Source organism: Mycobacterium sp. IDUB_5, from assembly GCF_055419565.1.
On the sequence record NZ_JBVAXX010000003.1, the window covers coordinates 628,479 to 648,521 of the forward strand.

General features: G+C 68.8%; 14 protein-coding genes. 9 read left to right on the forward strand and 5 right to left on the reverse strand.

The window, feature by feature from the left end:
• Positions 1 to 69 precede the first annotated feature (69 nt).
• Together ACZY1G_RS12300 and ACZY1G_RS12305 are read left to right on the forward strand one after the other, a co-directional pair.
• Positions 70 to 3,213, forward strand: coding sequence for an ATP-dependent helicase (locus ACZY1G_RS12300; protein WP_463822519.1), 3,144 nt, complete (start codon positions 70 to 72; stop codon positions 3,211 to 3,213).
• Positions 3,210 to 6,479 (forward strand): ATP-dependent helicase, encoded by a 3,270-nt coding sequence (locus tag ACZY1G_RS12305; protein WP_463814563.1) that lies wholly within the window; start codon positions 3,210 to 3,212, stop codon positions 6,477 to 6,479. The genes ACZY1G_RS12300 and ACZY1G_RS12305 overlap by 4 nt, the downstream gene beginning before the upstream one ends.
• A gap of 2 nt (positions 6,480 to 6,481) precedes the next feature.
• Here ACZY1G_RS12305 and ACZY1G_RS12310 read toward each other — a convergent pair whose 3' ends face one another.
• Positions 6,482 to 6,886, reverse strand: a complete 405-nt coding sequence (locus ACZY1G_RS12310) for a DoxX family protein (protein WP_463814564.1) — start codon at positions 6,884 to 6,886, stop codon at positions 6,482 to 6,484.
• Positions 6,887 to 6,932: 46 nt separating this feature from the next.
• Here ACZY1G_RS12310 and ACZY1G_RS12315 point away from each other — a divergent pair, with 46 nt between their 5' ends.
• Entirely contained in the window at positions 6,933 to 8,027 is a 1,095-nt protein-coding gene (locus tag ACZY1G_RS12315; RefSeq protein ID WP_463814565.1) for a potassium channel family protein, read from the forward strand.
• Between the two features lie 82 nt (positions 8,028 to 8,109).
• The gene (gene nudC / locus ACZY1G_RS12320; protein ID WP_463822520.1) at positions 8,110 to 9,036 is read left to right on the forward strand and encodes an NAD(+) diphosphatase; all 927 of its coding nucleotides are present in this window, start codon (positions 8,110 to 8,112) and stop codon (positions 9,034 to 9,036) included.
• A 15-nt stretch (positions 9,037 to 9,051) separates the two neighbouring features.
• Here nudC and mrx1 read toward each other — a convergent pair whose 3' ends face one another.
• A complete protein-coding gene (mrx1, locus tag ACZY1G_RS12325; RefSeq protein ID WP_463814567.1) occupies positions 9,052 to 9,306 on the reverse strand; it encodes a mycoredoxin Mrx1 in 255 nt (84 codons plus the stop codon).
• 81 nt (positions 9,307 to 9,387) lie between these two features.
• Here mrx1 and ACZY1G_RS12330 point away from each other — a divergent pair, with 81 nt between their 5' ends.
• The 3 genes from ACZY1G_RS12330 to ACZY1G_RS12340 all read left to right on the forward strand — a co-directional run bounded on the left by ACZY1G_RS12330 (position 9,388) and on the right by ACZY1G_RS12340 (position 12,181).
• On the forward strand, positions 9,388 to 11,490 hold the full coding sequence (locus tag ACZY1G_RS12330) for an ATP-dependent DNA helicase UvrD2 (protein ID WP_463814568.1): 2,103 nt from the start codon (positions 9,388 to 9,390) through the stop codon (positions 11,488 to 11,490).
• A gap of 110 nt (positions 11,491 to 11,600) precedes the next feature.
• The gene (locus ACZY1G_RS12335; protein WP_463822521.1) at positions 11,601 to 11,768 is read left to right on the forward strand and encodes a hypothetical protein; all 168 of its coding nucleotides are present in this window, start codon (positions 11,601 to 11,603) and stop codon (positions 11,766 to 11,768) included.
• A gap of 137 nt (positions 11,769 to 11,905) precedes the next feature.
• Positions 11,906 to 12,181, forward strand: coding sequence for a WhiB family transcriptional regulator (locus tag ACZY1G_RS12340; protein WP_463814570.1), 276 nt, complete (start codon positions 11,906 to 11,908; stop codon positions 12,179 to 12,181).
• A gap of 16 nt (positions 12,182 to 12,197) precedes the next feature.
• Here the strand turns inward: ACZY1G_RS12340 and ACZY1G_RS12345 are convergent, their stop codons facing one another.
• The 3 genes from ACZY1G_RS12345 to ACZY1G_RS12355 are packed head-to-tail and all read right to left on the reverse strand — an operon-like array spanning position 12,198 to position 15,836.
• Positions 12,198 to 13,535 (reverse strand): macrolide-binding ATPase MABP-1, encoded by a 1,338-nt coding sequence (locus tag ACZY1G_RS12345; RefSeq protein WP_463814571.1) that lies wholly within the window; start codon positions 13,533 to 13,535, stop codon positions 12,198 to 12,200.
• Between the two features lie 33 nt (positions 13,536 to 13,568).
• A complete protein-coding gene (locus ACZY1G_RS12350; RefSeq protein ID WP_463814572.1) occupies positions 13,569 to 14,399 on the reverse strand; it encodes a TOMM precursor leader peptide-binding protein in 831 nt (276 codons plus the stop codon).
• A 51-nt stretch (positions 14,400 to 14,450) separates the two neighbouring features.
• On the reverse strand, positions 14,451 to 15,836 hold the full coding sequence (locus tag ACZY1G_RS12355) for a zinc-dependent metalloprotease (protein WP_463822522.1): 1,386 nt from the start codon (positions 15,834 to 15,836) through the stop codon (positions 14,451 to 14,453).
• Positions 15,837 to 15,925: 89 nt separating this feature from the next.
• Here ACZY1G_RS12355 and ACZY1G_RS12360 point away from each other — a divergent pair, with 89 nt between their 5' ends.
• Together ACZY1G_RS12360 and ACZY1G_RS12365 are read left to right on the forward strand one after the other, a co-directional pair.
• Positions 15,926 to 16,948: a YlbL family protein gene (locus ACZY1G_RS12360; RefSeq protein WP_463822523.1), complete on the forward strand. Its 1,023-nt coding sequence runs from the start codon at positions 15,926 to 15,928 to the stop codon at positions 16,946 to 16,948.
• A 71-nt stretch (positions 16,949 to 17,019) separates the two neighbouring features.
• On the forward strand, positions 17,020 to 20,034 hold the full coding sequence (locus ACZY1G_RS12365; protein ID WP_463814575.1) for a UPF0182 family protein: 3,015 nt from the start codon (positions 17,020 to 17,022) through the stop codon (positions 20,032 to 20,034).
• Positions 20,035 to 20,043: the final 9 nt, after the last annotated feature.

Below are 20,043 nucleotides of genomic sequence, written 5' to 3' on the forward strand. Positions count from 1 at the left end.
TGCTGCCATCGATGCCGGTCGGCGCACCAGTTCGGGTCGTTTGTCGGACCCTCGTGATGTAGTGCGTCCATGTCTGCGCCGCACACCGAGTTGACCCCTGAGGCACTGAAGCGTCCCGGGTTGCGCGGCACGGTCCTGTTGCTCGGAGGCCCCGGAACCGGGAAGTCGACGGCGCTCGTCGAGACCGCGGCGGCACACCTCGCCGCCGGCCGGGACGCGGAATCGGTTCTGCTGCTCACGGGCTCGTCACGGTTGAGTGCCCAGGCGCGCGCGACGATCACCGCGAAGGTCCTGGCCGCGGGGGACCAGACCGTCGTTCGTGAGCCGCTGGTGCGCACCGTGCATTCCTACGCGTTCGCTGTGCTCCGGCTGGCTGCGCAGCGCTCCGGAGGTGCGCCACCGCGGCTGATCACCGGCGCCGAGCAGGACGGCATCATCCGCGAGTTGCTCGCCGGCGACCTCGAAGACGGCGACGCCTCGCCGGTGCGCTGGCCTGAGCGGCTGCGGCCCGCACTGGCGACGGTCGGTTTCGCCACCGAACTGCGGGATCTGATGGCCCGGTGCAACGAGCGCGGCGTCGATCCGGTTGCGCTGCAACGTCTCGGACGGCGCGCACAGCGCCCGGAATGGCAGGCGGCCGGCCGGTTCGCGCAGGCCTACGAGCAGATCATGCTGCTGCGCGCCGCGGTCGGCATGGCTGCTCCGCAGGCCACGGTGCCTGCGCTGGGGGCTGCCGAGCTCGTGGGTGCCGCCCTCGAAGCGCTGGCAGCCGACGCCGACCTGCTGGCCGCCGAACGAGCGCGCGTGCAACTGCTGCTCGTCGACGATGCGCAACACCTCGACCCGCAGGCCGCGCGGCTGGTGCAGGTCTTGGCCGCCGGCGCGGAACTCTGCGTGATCGCCGGCGACCCGAATCAGACGGTGTTCGGTTATCGGGGCGCCGATCCCGAGCTGCTGCGTGGGGACGGTCCGGCGATCACGCTGACGCAGTCGCACCGGTGTTCAGCGTCGGTGGCTCGCGCGGTCGATGCGCTTACTCGCCGGCTGCCCGGCGGCGACAGCACTCGGGCGCTGACGGGCACGGATGAGGCAGGGGCGGTGACGGTGCGTATCGCTGCGACCCCACACGCCGAATGCGCCGTGATCGCCGACGCGTTGCGCCGTGCCCATCTGGTCGACGGGGTGCCGTGGTCCGACATGGCGGTGATCGTGCGCTCCGTGCCCAGAATGGGACCCGCGCTGTCCCGCGCGCTCACTGCGGCCGGCGTCCCGGTGGTCGGCCTGCAGAGCGACGCACCGTTGATCGCGGTGCCCGCGGTCAGGGCGCTGATGACGGTCCTGGAGGCAACGGTCGAGGGACTGACAGCCGAGCGCGCACTGGCTGTGATCACCGGACCCATCGGCCGGGTCGACCCGGTGTCGCTGCGTCAATTGCGGCGCGCATTGCGGCGACGCGCCGCCGACCCCGCAGCTGACTTCGGTGAGCTGCTGATCGCCGCCGTGGACGGCTCCAGCAGTACTGGCCGGTCCGAAGGTACTGTGCCCGGCGAGCTCGACCGCGCGCTGCGACGGGTGGCGACCGTGCTCAAGGCCGCACGCGACAGCACGCGGCGCAGCGACGATCCGCGACATACGTTGTGGCAGGCGTGGAATCGCAGCGGCCTGCAGCGGCGCTGGTTGGCCGCGACCGAACGGGGCGGTCCCGGGGGTGAACAGGCTGAGCGCGATCTGGATGCGATGACCGCCCTGTTCGACGTCGCCGAGCAGTACGTCGAGCGCACCGCCGGCGCGTCCCTGCGCGGGCTCGTGGATCACGTCGCCGGGTTGACGTTGCCGCCGGCCCGCTCCGACAATCGCCCGGCGACCGACGCGGTGGCGCTGGTCAGTGCGCACTCGGCGCTGGGTCGCGAGTGGGATGTCGTCGTCATCGCCGGGCTCCAGGAAGGCCTGTGGCCGAATGTGTCTGCGCGCGGCGGGATTCTCGCGACGCAACAGCTCGTCGATGTCCTCGACGGTGTCGCCGATCCGGCCGATCGCACGCTGTCGGGGCGGGCACCTCTGCTCGCCGAGGAACGCCGGCTGCTCATCGCCGCGGTGGGCCGCGCACGCCGCCGGCTTCTCGTCACCGCCGTCGACAGCGACACCGGCGATGCGGCACTGCTGCCGTCGCCGTTCTGTGGTGAGCTCGCTGCGGTGGCCACCGAGGAGCACACCGAGTCGGAGGGCCCGGTTCGTGCCCCGCGGGTACTCGCCGCCAACGCCGTGGTGGGGCGCCTGCGATCGGTGGTGTGCGCATCGCCGCAGGACGTCGCTGACGATCATCGGGTCTGTGCGGCAACCCAATTGGCGCGTCTCGCCGAGGCAGGTGTGCACGGGGCGGCCCCGGAGTCCTGGTACGGGCTTCGCCAGGTGTCGACCGAGGCGGCGCTCTGGAATGGCGCTGGGGAGGCTGTCACGCTGTCGCCGTCGACGGTGCAGATGCTGTTGGACTGTCCGCTGCGGTGGTTGTTGGAACGCCACGGCGGCAGCTCGGCGCGGGACGTGCGCTCGGCGTTGGGTTCACTGGTGCATGCCCTGGTGGCCGATCCCGCCGTCTCCGAGACCCATCTGCACAGCGAGCTCCGCCGGATCTGGGCCGCGCTGCCGTTCGACGCGCAGTGGCACGCGGACAACGAGTTCGAGCGCCACCAGGAGATGTTGAGCACGTTCACCCGCTGGCGCGCCGATACGCGCAACCGCTTCACCGAGGTGGGCACCGAGATCGGCGTCGATGGTGAGGTGGTGGCCGCCGCCGACGATCAGCCCGCGGTCCGCATCCGCGGCCGCCTGGACCGCCTCGAACGCGACAGCGAGGGCCGGCTCGTCGTGGTCGACATCAAGACCGGTAAGAGCCCGGCCACCAAGGACGATGCCCAGGCTCACGCGCAGCTGGCCATGTACCAGTTGGCGGTCGCCGAAGGCCTGCTGGCCGACACCGCCGAACCCGGCGGCGGAAAGCTGGTCTATCTCGGTAAGACCAGCGGCGGCAGCGCCACCGAGCGGGAACAGGACGCGCTGACACCAGAAGGTCACGCGCAGTGGCGCGCTCAGGTGAGCGAGGCCGCTGCGGCGACACAGGGACCGCAGTTCGTGGCCCGAGTCAACGACGGCTGTGCGCACTGCCCGGTGGCAGCGATGTGTCCGGCCCGCCAGAGCACGAGTGAGGATCGATGAACCCGCGCTACAGTCCCGCCGAATTGGCCGACGCCTTGGGCATTTTCGCGCCCACCGACGAGCAGGCCGCCGTCATCTGCGCTCCGCCCGGCCCGCTGGTCGTGATCGCCGGCGCCGGGGCGGGGAAGACCGAGACGATGGCCGCACGGGTGGTGTGGTTGGTGGCCAACGGGTTCGCCACTCCCGGCGAAGTCCTGGGCCTCACCTTCACCCGTAAGGCTGCCGGGCAGCTGCTCCGCCGCGTGCGGACGCGGCTCGCACGCCTCGCCGGTGCCGGGCTGGCGTTGCCGGACGCGGCTGGCCTCGTCGACGATCCCGTCACGGTGAGCACCTACCATGCCTTCGCCGGCACGCTGCTCCGCGAACACGGGCTGCTGCTCCCCGTCGAACCCGACGTTCGACTGCTCGGAGAAACGGAGTTGTGGCAGCTGGCTTTCCGTGTCGTCTGCGAGTATCCAGGGCCGCTGGACACCGAGAAGTCGCCGGCGTCGATCACCGCGATGGTGCTGCGCCTGGCAGGTCAACTCTCCGAACACCTGGTGGACACGGCATCGCTGCGCGACACCCACGTCGAGCTCGAGCAGTTGGTGCACACCTTGCCTGCGGGCCCCTATCAACGCGATCGCGGGCCGAGCCAGTGGTTGCTGCGGATGCTCGCCACCCAGACCGAGCGCAGCGCGCTGGTGCCGCTGATCGACGCGCTGCATCAGCGGATGCGCGAGGAGCGTGTGGTCGATTTCGGCACCCAGATGAGCGCGGCCGCCCGGTTGGCCTCGCAGTTCCCTCAGGTCGGTGAACAGTTGCGGCAGCGCTATCGCGTCGTGCTGCTCGACGAATACCAGGACACCGGACACGCGCAGCGCGTGGCGTTGACGTCGTTGTTCGGCAACGGTGTCGACGACGGTCTGGCGCTGACCGCCGTCGGCGATCCCATCCAGTCGATCTACGGCTGGCGCGGCGCATCGGCGACCAACCTGCCGCGGTTCACCACCGACTTTCCTTTCAGGGACGGCACGCCGGCTCCCACGCTGGAGTTGCGCACGAGTTGGCGCAACCCTCCCGAGGTGCTGCACCTGGCCAACGAGGTGTCCACCGAAGCGCGGCAGCGCTCGGTGTCGGTGCGCCCGCTGCTGTCTCGCCCCGACGCCGTGGCGGGAGACGTGCGGTGCGCGCTGCTCTCCGACGTCGAAGCCGAGCGGGAGTGGGTCGCCGGGCAGGTCGCCGACGCCTACCGCGCCGCGACCGGCGCGACGGGTGTGGCACCGACGGCGGCAGTGTTGGTGCGGCGTAACGCGGACGCGGCGCCGATGGCCGATGCCCTGGCACGCCACGGCATCGCCGCGGAGGTGGTCGGGGTGGCGGGGCTGCTGGCGGTGCCCGAGGTTGCCGACGTCGTGGCGATGCTGCGGTTGGCTGCCGATCCGATGGCGGGAGCCGCCGCGGTGCGGGTGCTCACCGGCCCGCGGTGGCGCCTCGGTGCCGCCGATCTGGTGGCTCTCTGGCGTCGCGCGGTCACGCTCGACGATGCGCCTGCGGCCGAGCGCGGCAGCGCCGAGCAGGTCCTGGCCCAGCTCGGCCCCGAGGCGGATGCGGCGTGCCTGGCTGACGCTGTCTGCGACCCGGGGCCTGCGACGGCCTATTCGGCCGATGGCTTCGCCCGCATCGTCGAACTGGGCCGTGAACTCGCGGCGCTGCGCGCCCACCTCGACGGGGCGCTGACCGATCTCGTCGCCGAGGTCCGTCGGATGCTCGGCGTGGATGCCGAAGCACGGGCTGCGCGGCCGGTATCGGCGGGATGGTCGGGTACCGAGCATCTCGACGCGTTCGCCGACGTCGTCGCCGACTTCGCCACCCGTTCCGGCGCAACGGTTTCGGGGTTGCTCGCCTATCTCGACGCGGCCGAACAGGTCGAGAACGGTCTGGCGCCTGCCGAGGTCGCGGTCGCTGCTGACCGCGTGCAGATCCTGACGGTGCATGCAGCCAAGGGTCTCGAATGGCAGATCGTGGCCGTGCCGCATCTGTCCGGTCGGGTCTTCCCGTCGACGGCGTCACCGCGGACATGGCTCACCGATGCCGCCGACCTGCCCCCGCTGTTGCGAGGGGATTGCGCCGCGGTGTCCGCGCTCGGCGTCCCCGTCCTCGACACATCGCGGGTCAACGATCGAAAGTCGCTGTCCGACACGATCTCCGATCACAAGCGGAGCCTGGATCAACGGCGTGCTGACGAAGAGCGGCGGCTGCTGTACGTGGCGCTCACCCGCTCCGAACACACCCTTCTGGTGTCGGGCCATCACTGGGGTGCCACCGAGTCCAAGCCCCGCGGGCCGTCGACGTTCCTCACCGAACTCAAAGACGCGATCGACGCGGCGGAGGCGGCGGGAACACCGTGCGGTGAGGTCGCCGTCTGGGCCGATGCGCCCGCCGATGGGGATCCCAATCCGCTGCGCGGCCGCGTGATCGAGGCGTTGTGGCCTCACGACCCTCTGTCGAGCCGGCGTCCCGGCGTGCATCAGGGTGCCGCGCTGGTGAACGCAGCCATGGCGGGGCAGGTGGAGCCGGTGATCGTCGACGACGCGCACGGCTGGATCGCAGATGTCGACGCGCTGCTGGCCGAGCGGGAACGAGCCGAGCAGTCCGTGATTCCTCCGCTGCCCGCACAGGTGTCAGTCAGTGCGATGGTCGACTTGGGTCGTGACCCCGAGGCCGCGGCGCGGCGCCTCCACCGCCGCCTGCCCCGCCCGCCAGCGGCGCATGCGTTGCTGGGCACTGTGTTTCACGAATGGGTGCAACGCTATTACCAGGCCGAGAAGCTGTTCGATCTCGACGATCTGCCCGGTGCGGTGGATGCCGGCCGGCACGATCGCGGCGAACTCGAGGATCTGCAGTCCGCATTCGCGGTGTCGGAATGGGCCGCGCGCACGCCGATCGACGTCGAGGTCCCGTTCGACATGATGCTCGGCGGTCGGGTCGTGCGTGGCCGCATCGACGCGGTGTTCGCTGACGACGACGGCGGGGTCACCGTGCTCGATTGGAAAACAGGTGAGCCGCCCTCGACGCAGGAAGAACTGCAGCACAACGCTGTTCAGCTTGCCGTGTATCGGCTGGCGTGGGCTCGGCTGCACGGCCGCCCGCTGTCCTCGGTGCGCGCGGCGTTCCACTACGTCCGGTCAGGACAGACGGTCACGCCGCAGACGTGGCCGGATACCGACGAACTCGCGGCGCTGCTCGCCGATCCTGGTGACCCGGCCGGCACCGACGCGGCCTGACGTCAGCTCTCTCGGTACACCTTGAGTGCCTGGCTGATCATCGGCCACTGCAGCGGCAGCCGGGCGATCGAGATCAGCCGCATCGGCAGCGACTTGCTGGGGTCCTTGAACCACAACCGACACATGTTCACATTCCCGGGCAGGACGCCGATGAACAACGCGATGGCGCTGAGCGCGCCGAAACGGCGGGTCGCGGGTGTCACCAGAAGGGTGCCCACACCGACCTCGGCCACGCCGGAGGCCAACGTGTAGAACCGCTGCGTGCCGGGCAGTTCCTCGGGAACGATCGAGTCGAACGGCTTGGGAACCACGAAGTGCAGAATTCCCATTCCGATCAGCCAGATGCCCATTTTGGTACCGCGTGAAGACGACGCGAGCTGCTGCACTGCAGCGGGGGAGGAGGTCATGATTACATTGTGCTGGTGCGACAGCCTCACACCGTGACTGGCCCCCGTGGCTGAGGGTTCGCTGCGTCGACGCCTCCGTCGGTTCGATCAATCGCTTGCCGATCAGCCGGTGCATGCGCTGACCGACCGGGTGCAGATCCCCACCACGCTGGTCAGCCCGGCTCGGCGCATCACTGTCCGGGTCATCTACGCGCTCACCGCGCTCTTCGCCGCGGTCTTCATCGTCTACCTGGACCGCCACGGCTATCGCGATGTCGAGAGCGCGCCCAACCCCGATGACCCGCTGTCCTTCCTGGACTGCGTCTACTACGCCACGGTGTCGCTGTCGACCACCGGCTACGGCGACATCACCCCTGTGACGCCCTCGGCGCGTCTGATCAACGTCCTGGTGATCACCCCGCTGCGCGTCGCCTTCCTGATCGTGCTGATCGGCACAACCGTCGAGACGCTCACCACGCAGTCGCGCCAGGTCTACCAAATCCAGCGCTGGAGGAGCAGAGTGCGCAACCACATCATCATCGTCGGCTACGGCACCAAGGGCCGCACCGCCGCCGCGGCGATGGTCGGCGACGAGGTCGCGCCCGCCGACATCGTCGTCGTGGACGAAGACCCCGCCGCGCTGGAACGGGCCAAAAGCGCGGGGCTGGTCACGGTTCGCGGTTCCGCCACCGATTCCGAGGTGCTGCGGCTGGCCAGCGCGCAGCACGCCAAGTCGATCATCGTGGCCACCAACCGCGACGACACCGCGGTCCTCGTCACCCTCACTGCGCGCGAGTTGGCGCCCAACGCCAAGATCATCGCCGCGGTCCGCGAAGCGGAGAACCAGCATCTGCTCAAGCAGTCCGGGGCCGACTCCACGGTCGTCACCTCCGAGACGGCGGGCCGGTTGCTCGGCATCGCGGTGCAGACGCCGAGTGTCGTCGAGGTGATGGAGGACCTGCTGACCCCCGACGAGGGGTTCGCGATCGCCGAGCGGGAGGTGACGCCCAAGGAGGCGGGCGGTTCGCCGCGGCACCAGTCCGACATCGTGCTCGGTGTGGTGCGGGGTGGCACGCTGATCCGCGTGGACGACCCGAAGGTCGACGCGCTCGAACTCGGCGATCGACTGCTCTACATCCGTTCCGCGGACGCCGAACGATGACCCGCACCCCACATACGCCCAAACCGACGTTTGGGCGAGAAAGTGCGAGACGTTTCCGCCATTACGTCGAGTTGGGGACCCGGTGACGAGCTTCCGTCTGCGCAACATCCCGCTGCTGTCCCGGGTGGGCGCCGACCGCGCCGACACGCTGCGCACCGACGTCGACGCAGCCGTCGCCGGCTGGGCCGACGCACTGCTACTGCGCGTGGATCGACGCAACCAGGTGTTGATCGCCGACGGCAAGGCAGTCCTGAACCGCGCCACCGACGCCGCAGGCGCGCCGCCCGAGGACGCCGTGTTCCTCGGTCGGCTCGACGACGGCCGCCACGTGTGGGCGGTGCGCTCCGAACTGCAACCCCCCGACGACCCGGACGCCGACGTCCATGTGCTCGACCTGCGCCGCACCGGAGACGTGTTCGACGACGTGAGCGCTCAGCTGACCGCGACCGCAACAGCGCTGCTCAACTGGCACGACAGCGCCCGATTCAGTCCGGTCGACGGCTCACCCACCAAAGCCACGAAGGCGGGCTGGTCGAGGGTCAACACCATCACCGGTCAGGAGGAGTTCCCGCGCATCGACCCGGCGGTGATCTGCCTCGTGCACGACGGACACGACCGCGCGGTGCTGGCGCGCCAGACCGTGTGGCCGCCGCGGCTGTTCTCGATCCTCGCGGGCTTCGTCGAGGCCGGTGAATCGTTCGAATCGTGTGTGGTCCGCGAGATCGCCGAGGAGGTCGGTCTCTCGGTCATCAACGTCGAGTATCTGGGCTCTCAGCCGTGGCCCTTTCCGCGCTCGCTGATGGTGGGCTTCCACGCACAGGCGGATCCCGAGCAGCCGTTCGCGTTCAACGACGGCGAGATCGCCGAAGCGGACTGGTTCACCCGCGCCGAGATTCGCGAGGCGCTGGATCAGGGGGACTGGAGTTCGCAGAGCAGTTCGCGGCTCCTGCTGCCGGGCTCCATCTCGATCGCCCGGGAGATCATCGAATCCTGGGCTGCCCTGGACTGACCCCGGCCCGAGGGCTCAGCCGGCGAGCTTCGCCTTGACCTGCGCGCCACTGGGGTTGGTCAGCGTCGAGCCGTCGGCGAACTTCAGCGTCGGCACCACGTGGTTACCGTTGTTGACCGATCCGACGAACTCCGCGGCGGCCGGGTCCTCTTCGATGTTGACCTCGGTGAACGAGATGCCTTCGTTCTTCAGCACCTTCTTCAGGCGCACGCAGTACCCACACCACGACGTCGTGTACATGGTCACCGCAGCAGTGTCGTCAGCGCTCATAAGCACTTCAACGTAGCCGACCCGGCGAACATGCCCCGCCGCAGCCCGCGTTTGTCGGGCCGCGCTGACATGATGGTCGCCATGTCCCCGACGGCTTCGCGCGACCAGCTGCTCGAGGATCTCGACGAGGAGCAGCGCGAGGCGGTGCTCGCCCCACGGGGCCCGGTGTGCGTGCTCGCCGGCGCAGGCACCGGCAAGACCCGCACGATCACCCGGCGCATCGCGCATCTGGTGACGGCCGGGCATGTCGCCCCCGGGCAGGTGCTTGCGGTGACGTTCACCCAACGCGCGGCGGGGGAGATGCGCGCCCGGTTGCGCACACTCGACGACGGGACCGGGACCGGGGGCGTGCAGGCGCAGACCTTCCACGCCGCCGCGCGCCGCCAGCTCGCCTATTTCTGGCCCCGCGTCGTCGGCAGCACCGACTGGCAGTTGCTCGACTCGAAGTTCGCCGTCGTCGCCCAGGCCGCCAATCGCACCGGGCTGCCCACCGGCACCGACAATGTGCGCGACCTGGCGGGCGAGATCGAGTGGGCGAAGGCGTCGTTGATCAGCCCCGAGGACTACGCGGCGACGGTCGCCAGGTCCGGGCGCGACATTCCGTTCGACGCAGCGAAAGTCGCCGCCGCCTATGCCGGCTACGAATCGCTCAAGGCCCGCGGCAACGACCTGATGCTTCTCGACTTCGACGACCTGCTGCTACACACGGCCGCCGCCATCGAGAACGACGCTGCGGTGGCCCAAGAGTTCCGCGATCGCTACCGCTGCTTCGTCGTCGACGAGTACCAGGACGTGACGCCGTTGCAGCAGCGGGTGCTCGACGCGTGGCTCGGCAATCGCGACGATCTGACCGTCGTCGGCGATGCCAACCAGACCATCTACTCGTTCACCGGCGCTTCGCCCCGCTATCTGCTGGATTTCTCGCGGCGCTTCCCGGAGGCCACCGTGGTCCGGCTGGAGCGCGACTACAGGTCCACGCCGCAGGTGGTGTCGTTGGCCAACCGGGTCATCGCCGCGGCCCGTGGCCGGATGGCGGGCAGCCGGCTGCATCTGGTCGGACAGCGCCCCCCTGGCCCGAACCCGACCTTCGCCGAGCATCCCGACGAGGTCGCCGAGGCCACCGCGGTCGCGCGCAGCGTGAAGCGGCTCGTCGAATCCGGTACCGCGCCAGCCGAGATCGCGGTCCTGTACCGCATCAACGCGCAGTCGGAGGTCTACGAGGAGGCGCTCACCGAGGCCGGTGTGCCGTTCCAGGTGCGCGGTGGCGAGGGCTTCTTCAGTCGCCAGGAGGTCCGCCAGGCGCTCGTGGCGTTGCAGCGTGCCGGCGAGCGGGACGTCGACGGTCCACTGCCCGACCTCGTCCGCGCCGCCCTCGAGCCGCTCGGCCTGACAGCTGAACCGCCGGCCGGCACCCGCGCGCGTGATCGCTGGGAAGCGTTGTCCGCCTTGGCCGATCTCGTCGACGACGAGGTGGCGCAGCGTCCGCAGCTCGACCTGCGCACGCTGCTGACCGAGCTGCGGCAGCGCGCCGACTCGCGCCATCCACCGGTGGTGCAGGGCGTCACGCTCGCCTCGCTGCACGCCGCCAAAGGCTTGGAGTGGGATGCGGTGTTCCTCGTCGGCCTGGCCGACGGCACCCTGCCGATCTCCCACGCGCTGTCCCACGGTCCCGACAGTGAACAGGTCGAGGAGGAGCGTCGTCTCTTCTACGTCGGAATCACCAGGGCCCGTGTGCATTTGGCGCTGAGTTGGGCGTTGGCGCGCACGCCCGGCGGGCGGCAGGGGCGTAAACCGTCACGCTTCCTCAACGGCATCGCCCCGCAGTCGCAGCGTGAGGACGGCCCCAGCAGGCCGCGCAAACCTCGTGGCCCCGCGCCGCGCTGCCGGGTGTGCAACACCCCGCTGACCGCCTCGGCCGCGATCATGCTCCGCCGCTGCGAATCCTGCCCGTCCGACATCGACGAGCAGTTGCTCGCGCAGCTCAAGGACTGGCGCCTACGTATCTCGAAAGAGATGAGCGTGCCGGCGTTCGTGGTGTTCACCGACAACACGCTGATCGCGATCGCCGAGACGCTCCCCACCGACGACGCCGCGCTCGTCGCGATCCCCGGAATCGGCGCCCGCAAGCTGGAGCAGTACGGCGCTGACGTGCTCGCGTTGGTCAAAGAGCGCCAGAAAACGTAAAGATCGCGCCAAAAGCGCTGGTCAAAAATGTGTTGAAAGTATTTCCTGCTACCGTCTAGCCTCAGAGCAACACACGAACGTTCCGCGTGCGAAAGGAGGGTGCCGTCATCATGATCAGCAATCACATGTTCTATGCCGTAGCCGGCACCCCGTGGTTCCCGCGCGCCATTGCCGAGGTGCATTCCGCACCCGCTGCTGTCGCCGCCACCGCTGCCGCCGCGCGCAAGCGCCGCGCCGCCGCCGGCACGGCTGCCGCGTCCGTGAGGGGCTCCTCCTAGACAGAGCCTCGACCGCCTCCCCAAGGCCACGGACCCGACACCGGATCCGTGGCCTTCGTCTTTTGACAGACCTGGTCACCGATCCCCGACAGAGCACAAGACAAGACGAAAACGACCAGGAAGCGAAAGGACCGGACATGTCTTCCCTGACATGTGAGAGATCGAAGCTGGCGGTGCCGTGTCATGTCGAGGACCCCGACCTGTGGTTCGCCGAGGACCCGCGCGATCTCGAACGCGCCAAGGCGCTGTGCGGAGACTGCCCATTCCGGCGGGAGTGCCTGACTGCGGCGCTGGAACGGCAAGAGCCGTGGGGCGTGTGGGGCGGCGAGATCTTCGACCGCGGCACGGTCATCGCCCGCAAACGGCCGCGGGGCCGTCCGCGCAAGGACGCCAAGGATCCCGTGGCGGCGTGATCGCCTGACCCCGGCGCTACACCGCGTCGGGGTCGGCGAAGCCGGGCACCGTACGTTCGGCGATGGCGCGGGTCGGCACGTGGGCGTCGAGCTGGCAGGAGATCGCCACGATGGAGGCGATGACGCGCATCGGGATGGCCAGCTTCGGTGGGATGTCCATCTGGCGGGCGGCCCTGATCTGGCCCGCTGCCTTGTCGAGTTCCAGAGTTGTCATGCGCTGCAACCACTTTCGGGTGTAGTGGAACTCGGGAACCTCCAGCGGTTCGACGTACTGCTTGAGCATGTCGTCGATCTCGCGGGTGGACACCTGCTGTCCCTTTTGGATGAAGCCGGCCTTCTCCATCGTGGGCAGCAGTTTCTCGTAGTTCTTGTCCAGCGCGTAGCGCATGATCTGGCCCAGCTCCACCGGCCAGCCGCCCGGCATCGGGGCGACCGCGCCGAAGTCGATGACGCCCATCTTCTCGTCGGGCATGAGCATGAAGTTGCCGGGGTGGGCGTCGCCGTGCACCATCTCGAGCCGCGTCGGTGCGTCGTTGGAGAACTCGAAGAGCCTGGTGGCCATCAGATCCCGCTGCTCTTGGGTGCCCTCGCGGATGATCTGTGACAGCGGGATGCCCTCGATCCATTCCTGGATCACGACTTTGGGGGCGCTGGCCACCACGTTGGGCACGACGAAGTGCGGATCGCCGGCGTAGGCCTTGGCGAAGGCACGCTGGTTATCGGCTTCGAGCCGGTAGTCCAACTCCATCTCGGTGCGTTCGATCAGCTCGTCGACGACGCCCTGGACATCGGCGCCGGGGCTGAGCTGTTTGAGGACGCCCACCATCCGCTGCATGGTTTTCAGGTCGGCGCGCAGCGCCTCGTCGGCGCCCGGGTACTGGATCTTGACCGCGACGTCGCGCCCGTCACCCCAGACAGCCTTGTGTACCTGGCCGATGCTGGCCGAGGCCACCGACTTGTCGTCGAACGACTGGAAGCGGTCCCGCCACTTGGTGCCCAGCTGCTGGTCGAGGACCCGGTGCACCTTTGCTGCGGGCAGCGGCGGAGCCTCGCGCTGCAGCTTGGTCAGCGCCTCGCGGTAGGGCTTGCCGTACTGCTCGGGGATGGCGGCTTCCATCACCGACAGGGCCTGGCCGACTTTCATCGCGCCGCCCTTGAGTTCGCCCAGCACCGTGAACAATTGCTGGGCGGCCTTGTCCATCAGCTCGGCGTTCACTTCGTCCCTGGACTTGCCGGTCAGCCGTTTGCCGAAGCCCAGCGCTGCACGCCCGGCCATGCCCACCGGCAACGAGGCCAGCTTGGCGTTGCGCGCGGCGCGGCCCCGCTTGATGTCGCTCACCAGTCCATCATCCACGACCCAGCTGAACTTCCAACCGGATAATGCCGCTCAGCACGGGCAGTCGGGGTGCTGGGACCATCGGCGCGCGGTGACGGTGCCGGTGTTCAGGTCGAATTCGAGCGTGGTGTCGACGGTCGCCGGGGGCGGAGCGGCGGGTCCGCCGTCGGTGTGGACGAGGCGCAGGATGTGGGCGATCTCGCGCAACGCCAGCCCCGCGGTAGCCAGCACGGTGGCGCGGTCGGCGGTGCCGACGGTGCGGGTCAGCTGGGTGGCGACGGCCGCCCAGGCGGGATCTTTGTCGCTGCGGTGCAGGTCAGCGCATCGCAGGCAGCTGGTTGCGCCGGGGATGACGAGAGGGCCGATGAGGCCGGTGCCGTCGCGGACGCGCACCGCGAGGTGGGGGACACCGGCGTCGTGCAGCTCGCGCGCTACCCGGGGGTCGGCGACCAGGTAGTCGGTGAGCACGGCGAGGTCGGCGCCGGCGGCCGACGCGTGGGCCCTGCTGCTGGAGCTGACGCGGACGCCGGAGCCGGCGAGCGTGGAGGCGATCAGGTCCGTCAGCGGTCCGTCACCGTGGACGCGGACCGACGCCGAGCGGCTGGGTGGCGGTGGTGCGGCGGTCAGGACGCCGGAGTCGACGAGGTGGGTGATCAGGTCGGTGACCACGGCGGCGTCGGCGCCGCGGCCAGCGGCCAGTACCTGCAGTTCGGGCAGGGTCGCGGCGGCTTGCAGTGCTCGCAGCAGCTCAGCGAGGACACCGGTGGCCAGGCCGGGCGGTGGGTGTACGACGACGGCGCGCCGGGGGTCCCAGCCGACCTGCACGGTGCCGTCGGGGCGGGACAGCACTGGGGTGGCGGAGTCCAGGGCGTAGCGCGTCATGCGACGACACTGACACGCCCGTCATGCGCCGAGCCGAGTTATCCACAGCCCTCAGGCGTCGCGCGGCGGGTCCTGAGCTCCGTCGCCACGGTCCTCGTTGGCGGCGTCGCCCTCGGTGAGTGCGGCTTCGATCGCGCTGTCGAGGTCGCTGGTGTCCCCGCCGATCACGCGGTCGATGAAGGCCGCCGGCTCGTCGAGATCGGCGGAGTCGGGGAGCAGATCGGGGTGGGCCCACACGCCGTCGCGGGCGTCGGCCCCGACGGCGTCGGTCAGCTTCTCCCACAGCGCGGCCGCCTCCCGCATCTTGCGGGGCCGCAGCTCGAGGCCGACGAGCGTCGCGAACGTCTGCTCGGCCGGCCCGCCGCTGGCCCGGCGCCGTCGCAACATCTCCGACAGCGCGACCGTGCCAGGGATGCGATCACCCAGGGCGTTGGACACCACGGTCTGCACCCACCCCTCGATCAGGGCGAGCAATGTCTCGAGCCGTTCCAGCGCGGCGGTCTGCTCCGGTGTGGCCTTGGGTTCGAAGATGCCTTGGTTGAGCAGTTGTTCCATCTGCGACGGGTCGGTCAGCGATGCCGGGTTGAAGTCGCGGGCGAACTCTTCGATGCCGCTCATGTCGATCTTGGTGCCCTTGGCGAACGCCTCGACGGCGTTGAGCAGCTGCGTCGAGAGCCAGGGGACATGGCTGAACAGCCGGTGGTGGGCGGCTTCCCGCGCGGCCAGGAACGTGACGACCTCGCTCCGCGGTTGCTCGAGTCCGGCGGCCAGTGCCTCGATGGCCTCGGGCATCAGCGCCGCGACACCGGAGGGGCCGAGCGGGAGGCCGATGTCGGTGGAGGTCAGCACCTCTTTCGACAGCGTGCCCAGCGCCTGGCCCAGCTGGGAGCCGAAGGCCATGCCGCTCATCTGCGACATCATCGCCATCAGTGGGCCGGCCATCGCCTGGGCTTCTTCGGGCAGAGCCTGCGCCCACACCGTCGAGAGCTGCTGGGCGACGGGATCGCACAGCCGTTTCCACGTCGGCATCGTGTTGTCGATCCAGTCGGTCGGTGTCCAGGCCACCGTCCGGGTGGTGCCGGCCGGCAGCGGCGTGACGCCGTCGAGCCACGTCTCGGCGAGCCGCACCGCGTCGCTCAGCGCCGAGGTGGTCTGTTCGGAGACGGGGGCGACGAAGCCGATCGAGTTCGACGCGAGCTGCCGCGCGAGGTCGTAGTTCACCGGGCCGCCGCCGGACTTCGCGGTGCCGCTGAACATCTCGCCGAGCTGGGAGAAAATCTGCCCGAGCTGAGACATGTCGAACTGGCCGCCGGGGAACGCGCCGCCGAACGGATCGCCGGGGCCGCCGTTGGAACCCGAGCCCGAGCCGGGGTCCTTCTTGCTCTTGTCGCGCTCAGGATCGTCCCCGGGGGAGAAGCCGAAAGGCAGTTCAGCCATGCCCCCAACGGTACTCATCGCGGCGCGTCGATGCGGGCACGCGGGTCACGCTGAGAGTGAACCTGCCGGTGGCCTCTACTGTGAACGGCGTGAACAGGCGGATTGCCACCTTGATCGTGGCGCTCGTGCCGATCATCGCGTTCGGTGTGCTCGCGACGACGGTGACGGTGCCCTACGTCGCGCTCGGGCCCGGGCCGACGTTCAACACGCTCGGCGAGGTGGACGGCAAGGAAGTCGTCGACATCGAGGGAACCGACGTCAAGCCCACCAGCGGGCACCTCAACATGACCACGGTCTCGCAGATGGACGGGCTGACACTGGGGCAGGCGTTGATCTTCTGGGCCTCGGGTCGCGATCAGTTGATCCCGCGCGAACTCGTCTATCCGCCCGACAAGTCGCGCGAGGAGATCGACGAGGCGAACACCACCGATTTCCGGAACTCCGAGGACAGCGCCGAGTACGCCGCGCTGTCCTACCTGAAGTACCCGATGGCGATCACCGTGCAGAGCATCGACGAGAAGGGTCCGTCGAAGGGCAAGCTGCAGGCCGGCGACGCGATCGACGCGGTGAACAACACTCCGGTGGCCAACCTCGAGGAGTTCAGCAAGATCGTGCAGGCGACCAAACCGGGGCAGAAGGTCGTCGTGGACTACCGGCGCAAGAACGAGCCTGCCGGCATCGCCGAGATCACGCTGGGCTCGCGGCCGGACCGTCCGCACGGTGTCCTCGGGGTCAATGTGCTCGACGCGCCGTGGGCCCCGTTTTCCATCGACTTCAACCTGGCCAACATCGGCGGACCGTCTGCGGGCTTGATGTTCAGCCTTGCGGTGGTCGACAAACTGACGACCGGTGACCTCAACGACGGGAAGTTCGTGGCGGGCACCGGCACCATCACCGGCGACGGCGAGGTCGGCCCCATCGGCGGCATCACGCACAAGATCACCGCGGCCAAGGATGCCGGCGCGTCGGTCTTCCTGGTGCCCGCCGACAACTGCGACGAGGCGACGTCTGCTGACGAGAAGGGCATCGAGCTGATCAAGGTGGACACCCTGACCCATGCCATCGACGGGCTGCGGACGCTTTCCGCTGGTGGCGAACCTCCTCGTTGCTGAGACGGGTCGATGATCTCGATCAGTAGAGTGACTGGACAAACGCTGGGAACATCCGAGAGTGGAGTAGTCGAGTGAGTATGCGGCCGGCCGCGCGAATGCCGAAGCTGACGCGGCGAAGCAGGATTCTGATCGCCATCTCTCTGGTGGTTGTCCTGCTGTTGCTGATCGGGCCCCGGCTGGTCGACGCCTACGTCGACTGGCTCTGGTTCGGCGAACTCGGCTACCGGTCGGTGTTCACCACGCAGATCGTCACTCGTCTGCTCATCTTCCTGGTGGTCGGGTTGGTGATCGGCGCGGTCGTGTTCGCCGCGCTGGCGCTGGCCTACCGCACCCGCCCGGTGTTCGTGCCGACGGCGGGCCCCAACGATCCGATCGCGCGGTATCGCACCGCGGTGATGTCGCGCCTGCGTCTCATCGGTTTCGGGGTGCCCGCGTTCATCGGTCTGCTGTCGGGCTTCGTCGCGCAGAGCTACTGGGAGCAGGTTCAGCTGTTCCTGCACGGCGGCGCGTTCGGGGTCGCCGATCCGCAGTTCGGCATCGACCTCGGTTTCTATGCGTTCGACCTGCCGTTCTACCGGCTGGTGCTGTCCTACCTGTTCGTCGCGACCTTCCTGGCTTTCATCGCGAACCTGTTGGGGCACTACCTGTTCGGCGGGATTCGACTGTCGGGCCGCACCGGCGCACTGTCCCGCGCGGCGCGCATCCAGCTGATCACGCTGATCGGCGTCCTGATGCTCCTCAAGGCGGTGGCCTACTGGTTCGACCGCTACGAGCTGCTCAGCCACACCCGCGGCGGTAAACCCTTCACCGGGGCCGGCTACACCGACATCAACGCGGTGCTGCCCGCCAAGCTGATCCTGATGGCGATCGCGGTGATCTGTGCCGCCGCGGTGTTCTCCGCGATCGTGCTGAGAGATCTGCGTATCCCGGCGATCGGCGTGGTGCTGCTGCTGCTGTCGTCTCTGATCGTGGGCGCGGGCTGGCCGCTGGTGGTCGAGCAGATCAGCGTGCGGCCCAATGCCGCACAGAAGGAAAGCGAATACATCAGTCGCAGTATCGCGGCCACCCGGCAGGCGTACGGCCTGCAGGAGGACACGGTCACCTACCGCGACTACCCGGGTAACGCACCGGCCACCGCGCAGCAGGTCGCGGCCGACCGCGCCACGACGTCCAACATCCGCGTGCTGGACCCGAACATCGTCGCCCCGGCGTTCACGCAGTTCCAGCAGGGCAAGAACTTCTACTTCTTCTCCGATCAGCTCAACATGGACCGCTATCCCGATGCCGACGGCAACCTGCGGGACTACGTGGTGGCCGCCCGCGAGCTCAATCCGGACCGGTTGATCGACAACCAGCGCGACTGGATCAACCGGCACACCGTGTTCACCCACGGCAACGGCTTCATCGCGTCACCGGCCAACACGGTGCGCGGCGTGGCCAATGACCCCAACCAGAACGGCGGCTACCCGGAGTTCCTCGCCAGCGTGGTCGGCGCCAACGGTGAGGTGGTCTCGCCCGGACCGGCACCGCTGGATCAGCCGCGGATCTACTTCGGCCCGGTGATCGCCAGCACCGCGGACGACTACGCGATCGTCGGCAAGAACGGCGCCGACCGCGAGTACGACTACGAGACCAACACCGACACGCGCAACTACACCTACACCGGTGCCGGCGGCGTGCCGCTGGGGAACTGGTTCAACCGCAGCGTGTTCGCCGCGAAGTTCGCCGAACGGAACTTCCTGTTCTCCAACGTCATCAACAACAACAGCAAGATCCTGTTCAAGCGCGATCCGTCCGAGCGCGTCAAGGCTGTCGCGCCGTGGCTGACCACCGACACCGCGACCTACCCGGCGATCGTCAACAAGCGGATGGTGTGGATCGTCGACGGCTACACCACGTTGGACAACTACCCGTATTCGGAGTTGACGTCGCTGTCCTCGCTGACCACCGACTCCAACGAGGTGGCGCTGAACCGGCTGCAGCCGGACAAGCAGGTGTCCTACATCCGCAACTCGGTCAAGGCCACCGTCGACGCCTACGACGGCACGGTCACGCTGTACGCGCAGGACGAGTCCGATCCGGTGCTGCAGGCGTGGGAGAAGGTCTTCCCGGGCACGATCAAGCCGAAGAGTGAGATCAGTCCGGAACTGCAGGAGCACCTGCGCTACCCCGAGGACCTGTTCAAGGTGCAGCGGGCGCTGCTCGCCAAGTACCACGTCGACGATCCGGTGACGTTCTTCTCGACGTCGGACTTCTGGGACGTGCCTCTCGATCCGAACCCGACCGCGAGCAGTTACCAGCCGCCGTATTACATCGTCGCGAAAAACCTTGCTGAGAACAATAATTCGACATCGTTCCAGTTGACGAGTGCGATGAACCGGTTCCGACGTGACTTCCTGGCGGCTTACATCAGCGCCAGTTCCGATCCCGACACGTACGGCAAGATCACGGTGCTGACGATTCCGGGTCAGGTGAACGGCCCGAAGCTGGCGTTCAACGCGATCAGTACCGACACCGCGGTCAGCCAGGACCTGGGTGTCATCGGCCGCGACAACCAGAACCGCATCAGGTGGGGCAATCTGTTGACGCTGCCTCTGGGGCAGGGCGGATTGCTCTATGTGGCACCGGTGTACGCCTCGCCGGGTGCCAGCGATGCAGCGTCGTCCTACCCGCGTCTGATTCGTGTGGCGATGATGTACAACGACAAGATCGGCTACGGCCCGACGGTGCGTGACGCCCTGACCGATCTGTTCGGTCCGGGTGCCGACGCCACCGCCACAGGTCCGGCACCGACGGGGGACAGCCCCGCGGCACAACCACAGACGCGCCCGCAGACGGGTCAGCCACCGGCCGCCGCGCCGCCCAATCAGCCGGGTCAGGCTCCGCAGAACCGGCCGGAGGTCCCGGTGGCCGTGCCGCCCACCGGCCCGACGCAGCTCTCCGCGGCGAAATCGGCTGCGCTGGAACAGGTCAACACCGCCCTGGACGCACTCCAGGAGGCGCAGCGCAGTGGTGATTTCGCGAGGTACGGCGAGGCGCTGCAACGCCTCGACGACGCGGTGAGCGAATACAAGTCGGCCCCGTAACCACTGGGC

Coding starts and splice junctions, on each gene's coding strand:
- ACZY1G_RS12300 (WP_463822519.1), top strand. CDS start 70: ATGTCTGCGCCGCACACCGAGTTGACCCCTGAGGCACTGAAGCGTCCC.
- ACZY1G_RS12305 (WP_463814563.1), top strand. CDS start 3,210: ATGAACCCGCGCTACAGTCCCGCCGAATTGGCCGACGCCTTGGGCATT.
- ACZY1G_RS12310 (WP_463814564.1), bottom strand. CDS start 6,886: ATGACCTCCTCCCCCGCTGCAGTGCAGCAGCTCGCGTCGTCTTCACGC.
- mrx1 (WP_463814567.1), bottom strand. CDS start 9,306: ATGAGCGCTGACGACACTGCTGCGGTGACCATGTACACGACGTCGTGG.
- ACZY1G_RS12330 (WP_463814568.1), top strand. CDS start 9,388: ATGTCCCCGACGGCTTCGCGCGACCAGCTGCTCGAGGATCTCGACGAG.
- ACZY1G_RS12335 (WP_463822521.1), top strand. CDS start 11,601: ATGATCAGCAATCACATGTTCTATGCCGTAGCCGGCACCCCGTGGTTC.
- ACZY1G_RS12340 (WP_463814570.1), top strand. CDS start 11,906: ATGTCTTCCCTGACATGTGAGAGATCGAAGCTGGCGGTGCCGTGTCAT.
- ACZY1G_RS12350 (WP_463814572.1), bottom strand. CDS start 14,399: ATGACGCGCTACGCCCTGGACTCCGCCACCCCAGTGCTGTCCCGCCCC.
- ACZY1G_RS12355 (WP_463822522.1), bottom strand. CDS start 15,836: ATGGCTGAACTGCCTTTCGGCTTCTCCCCCGGGGACGATCCTGAGCGC.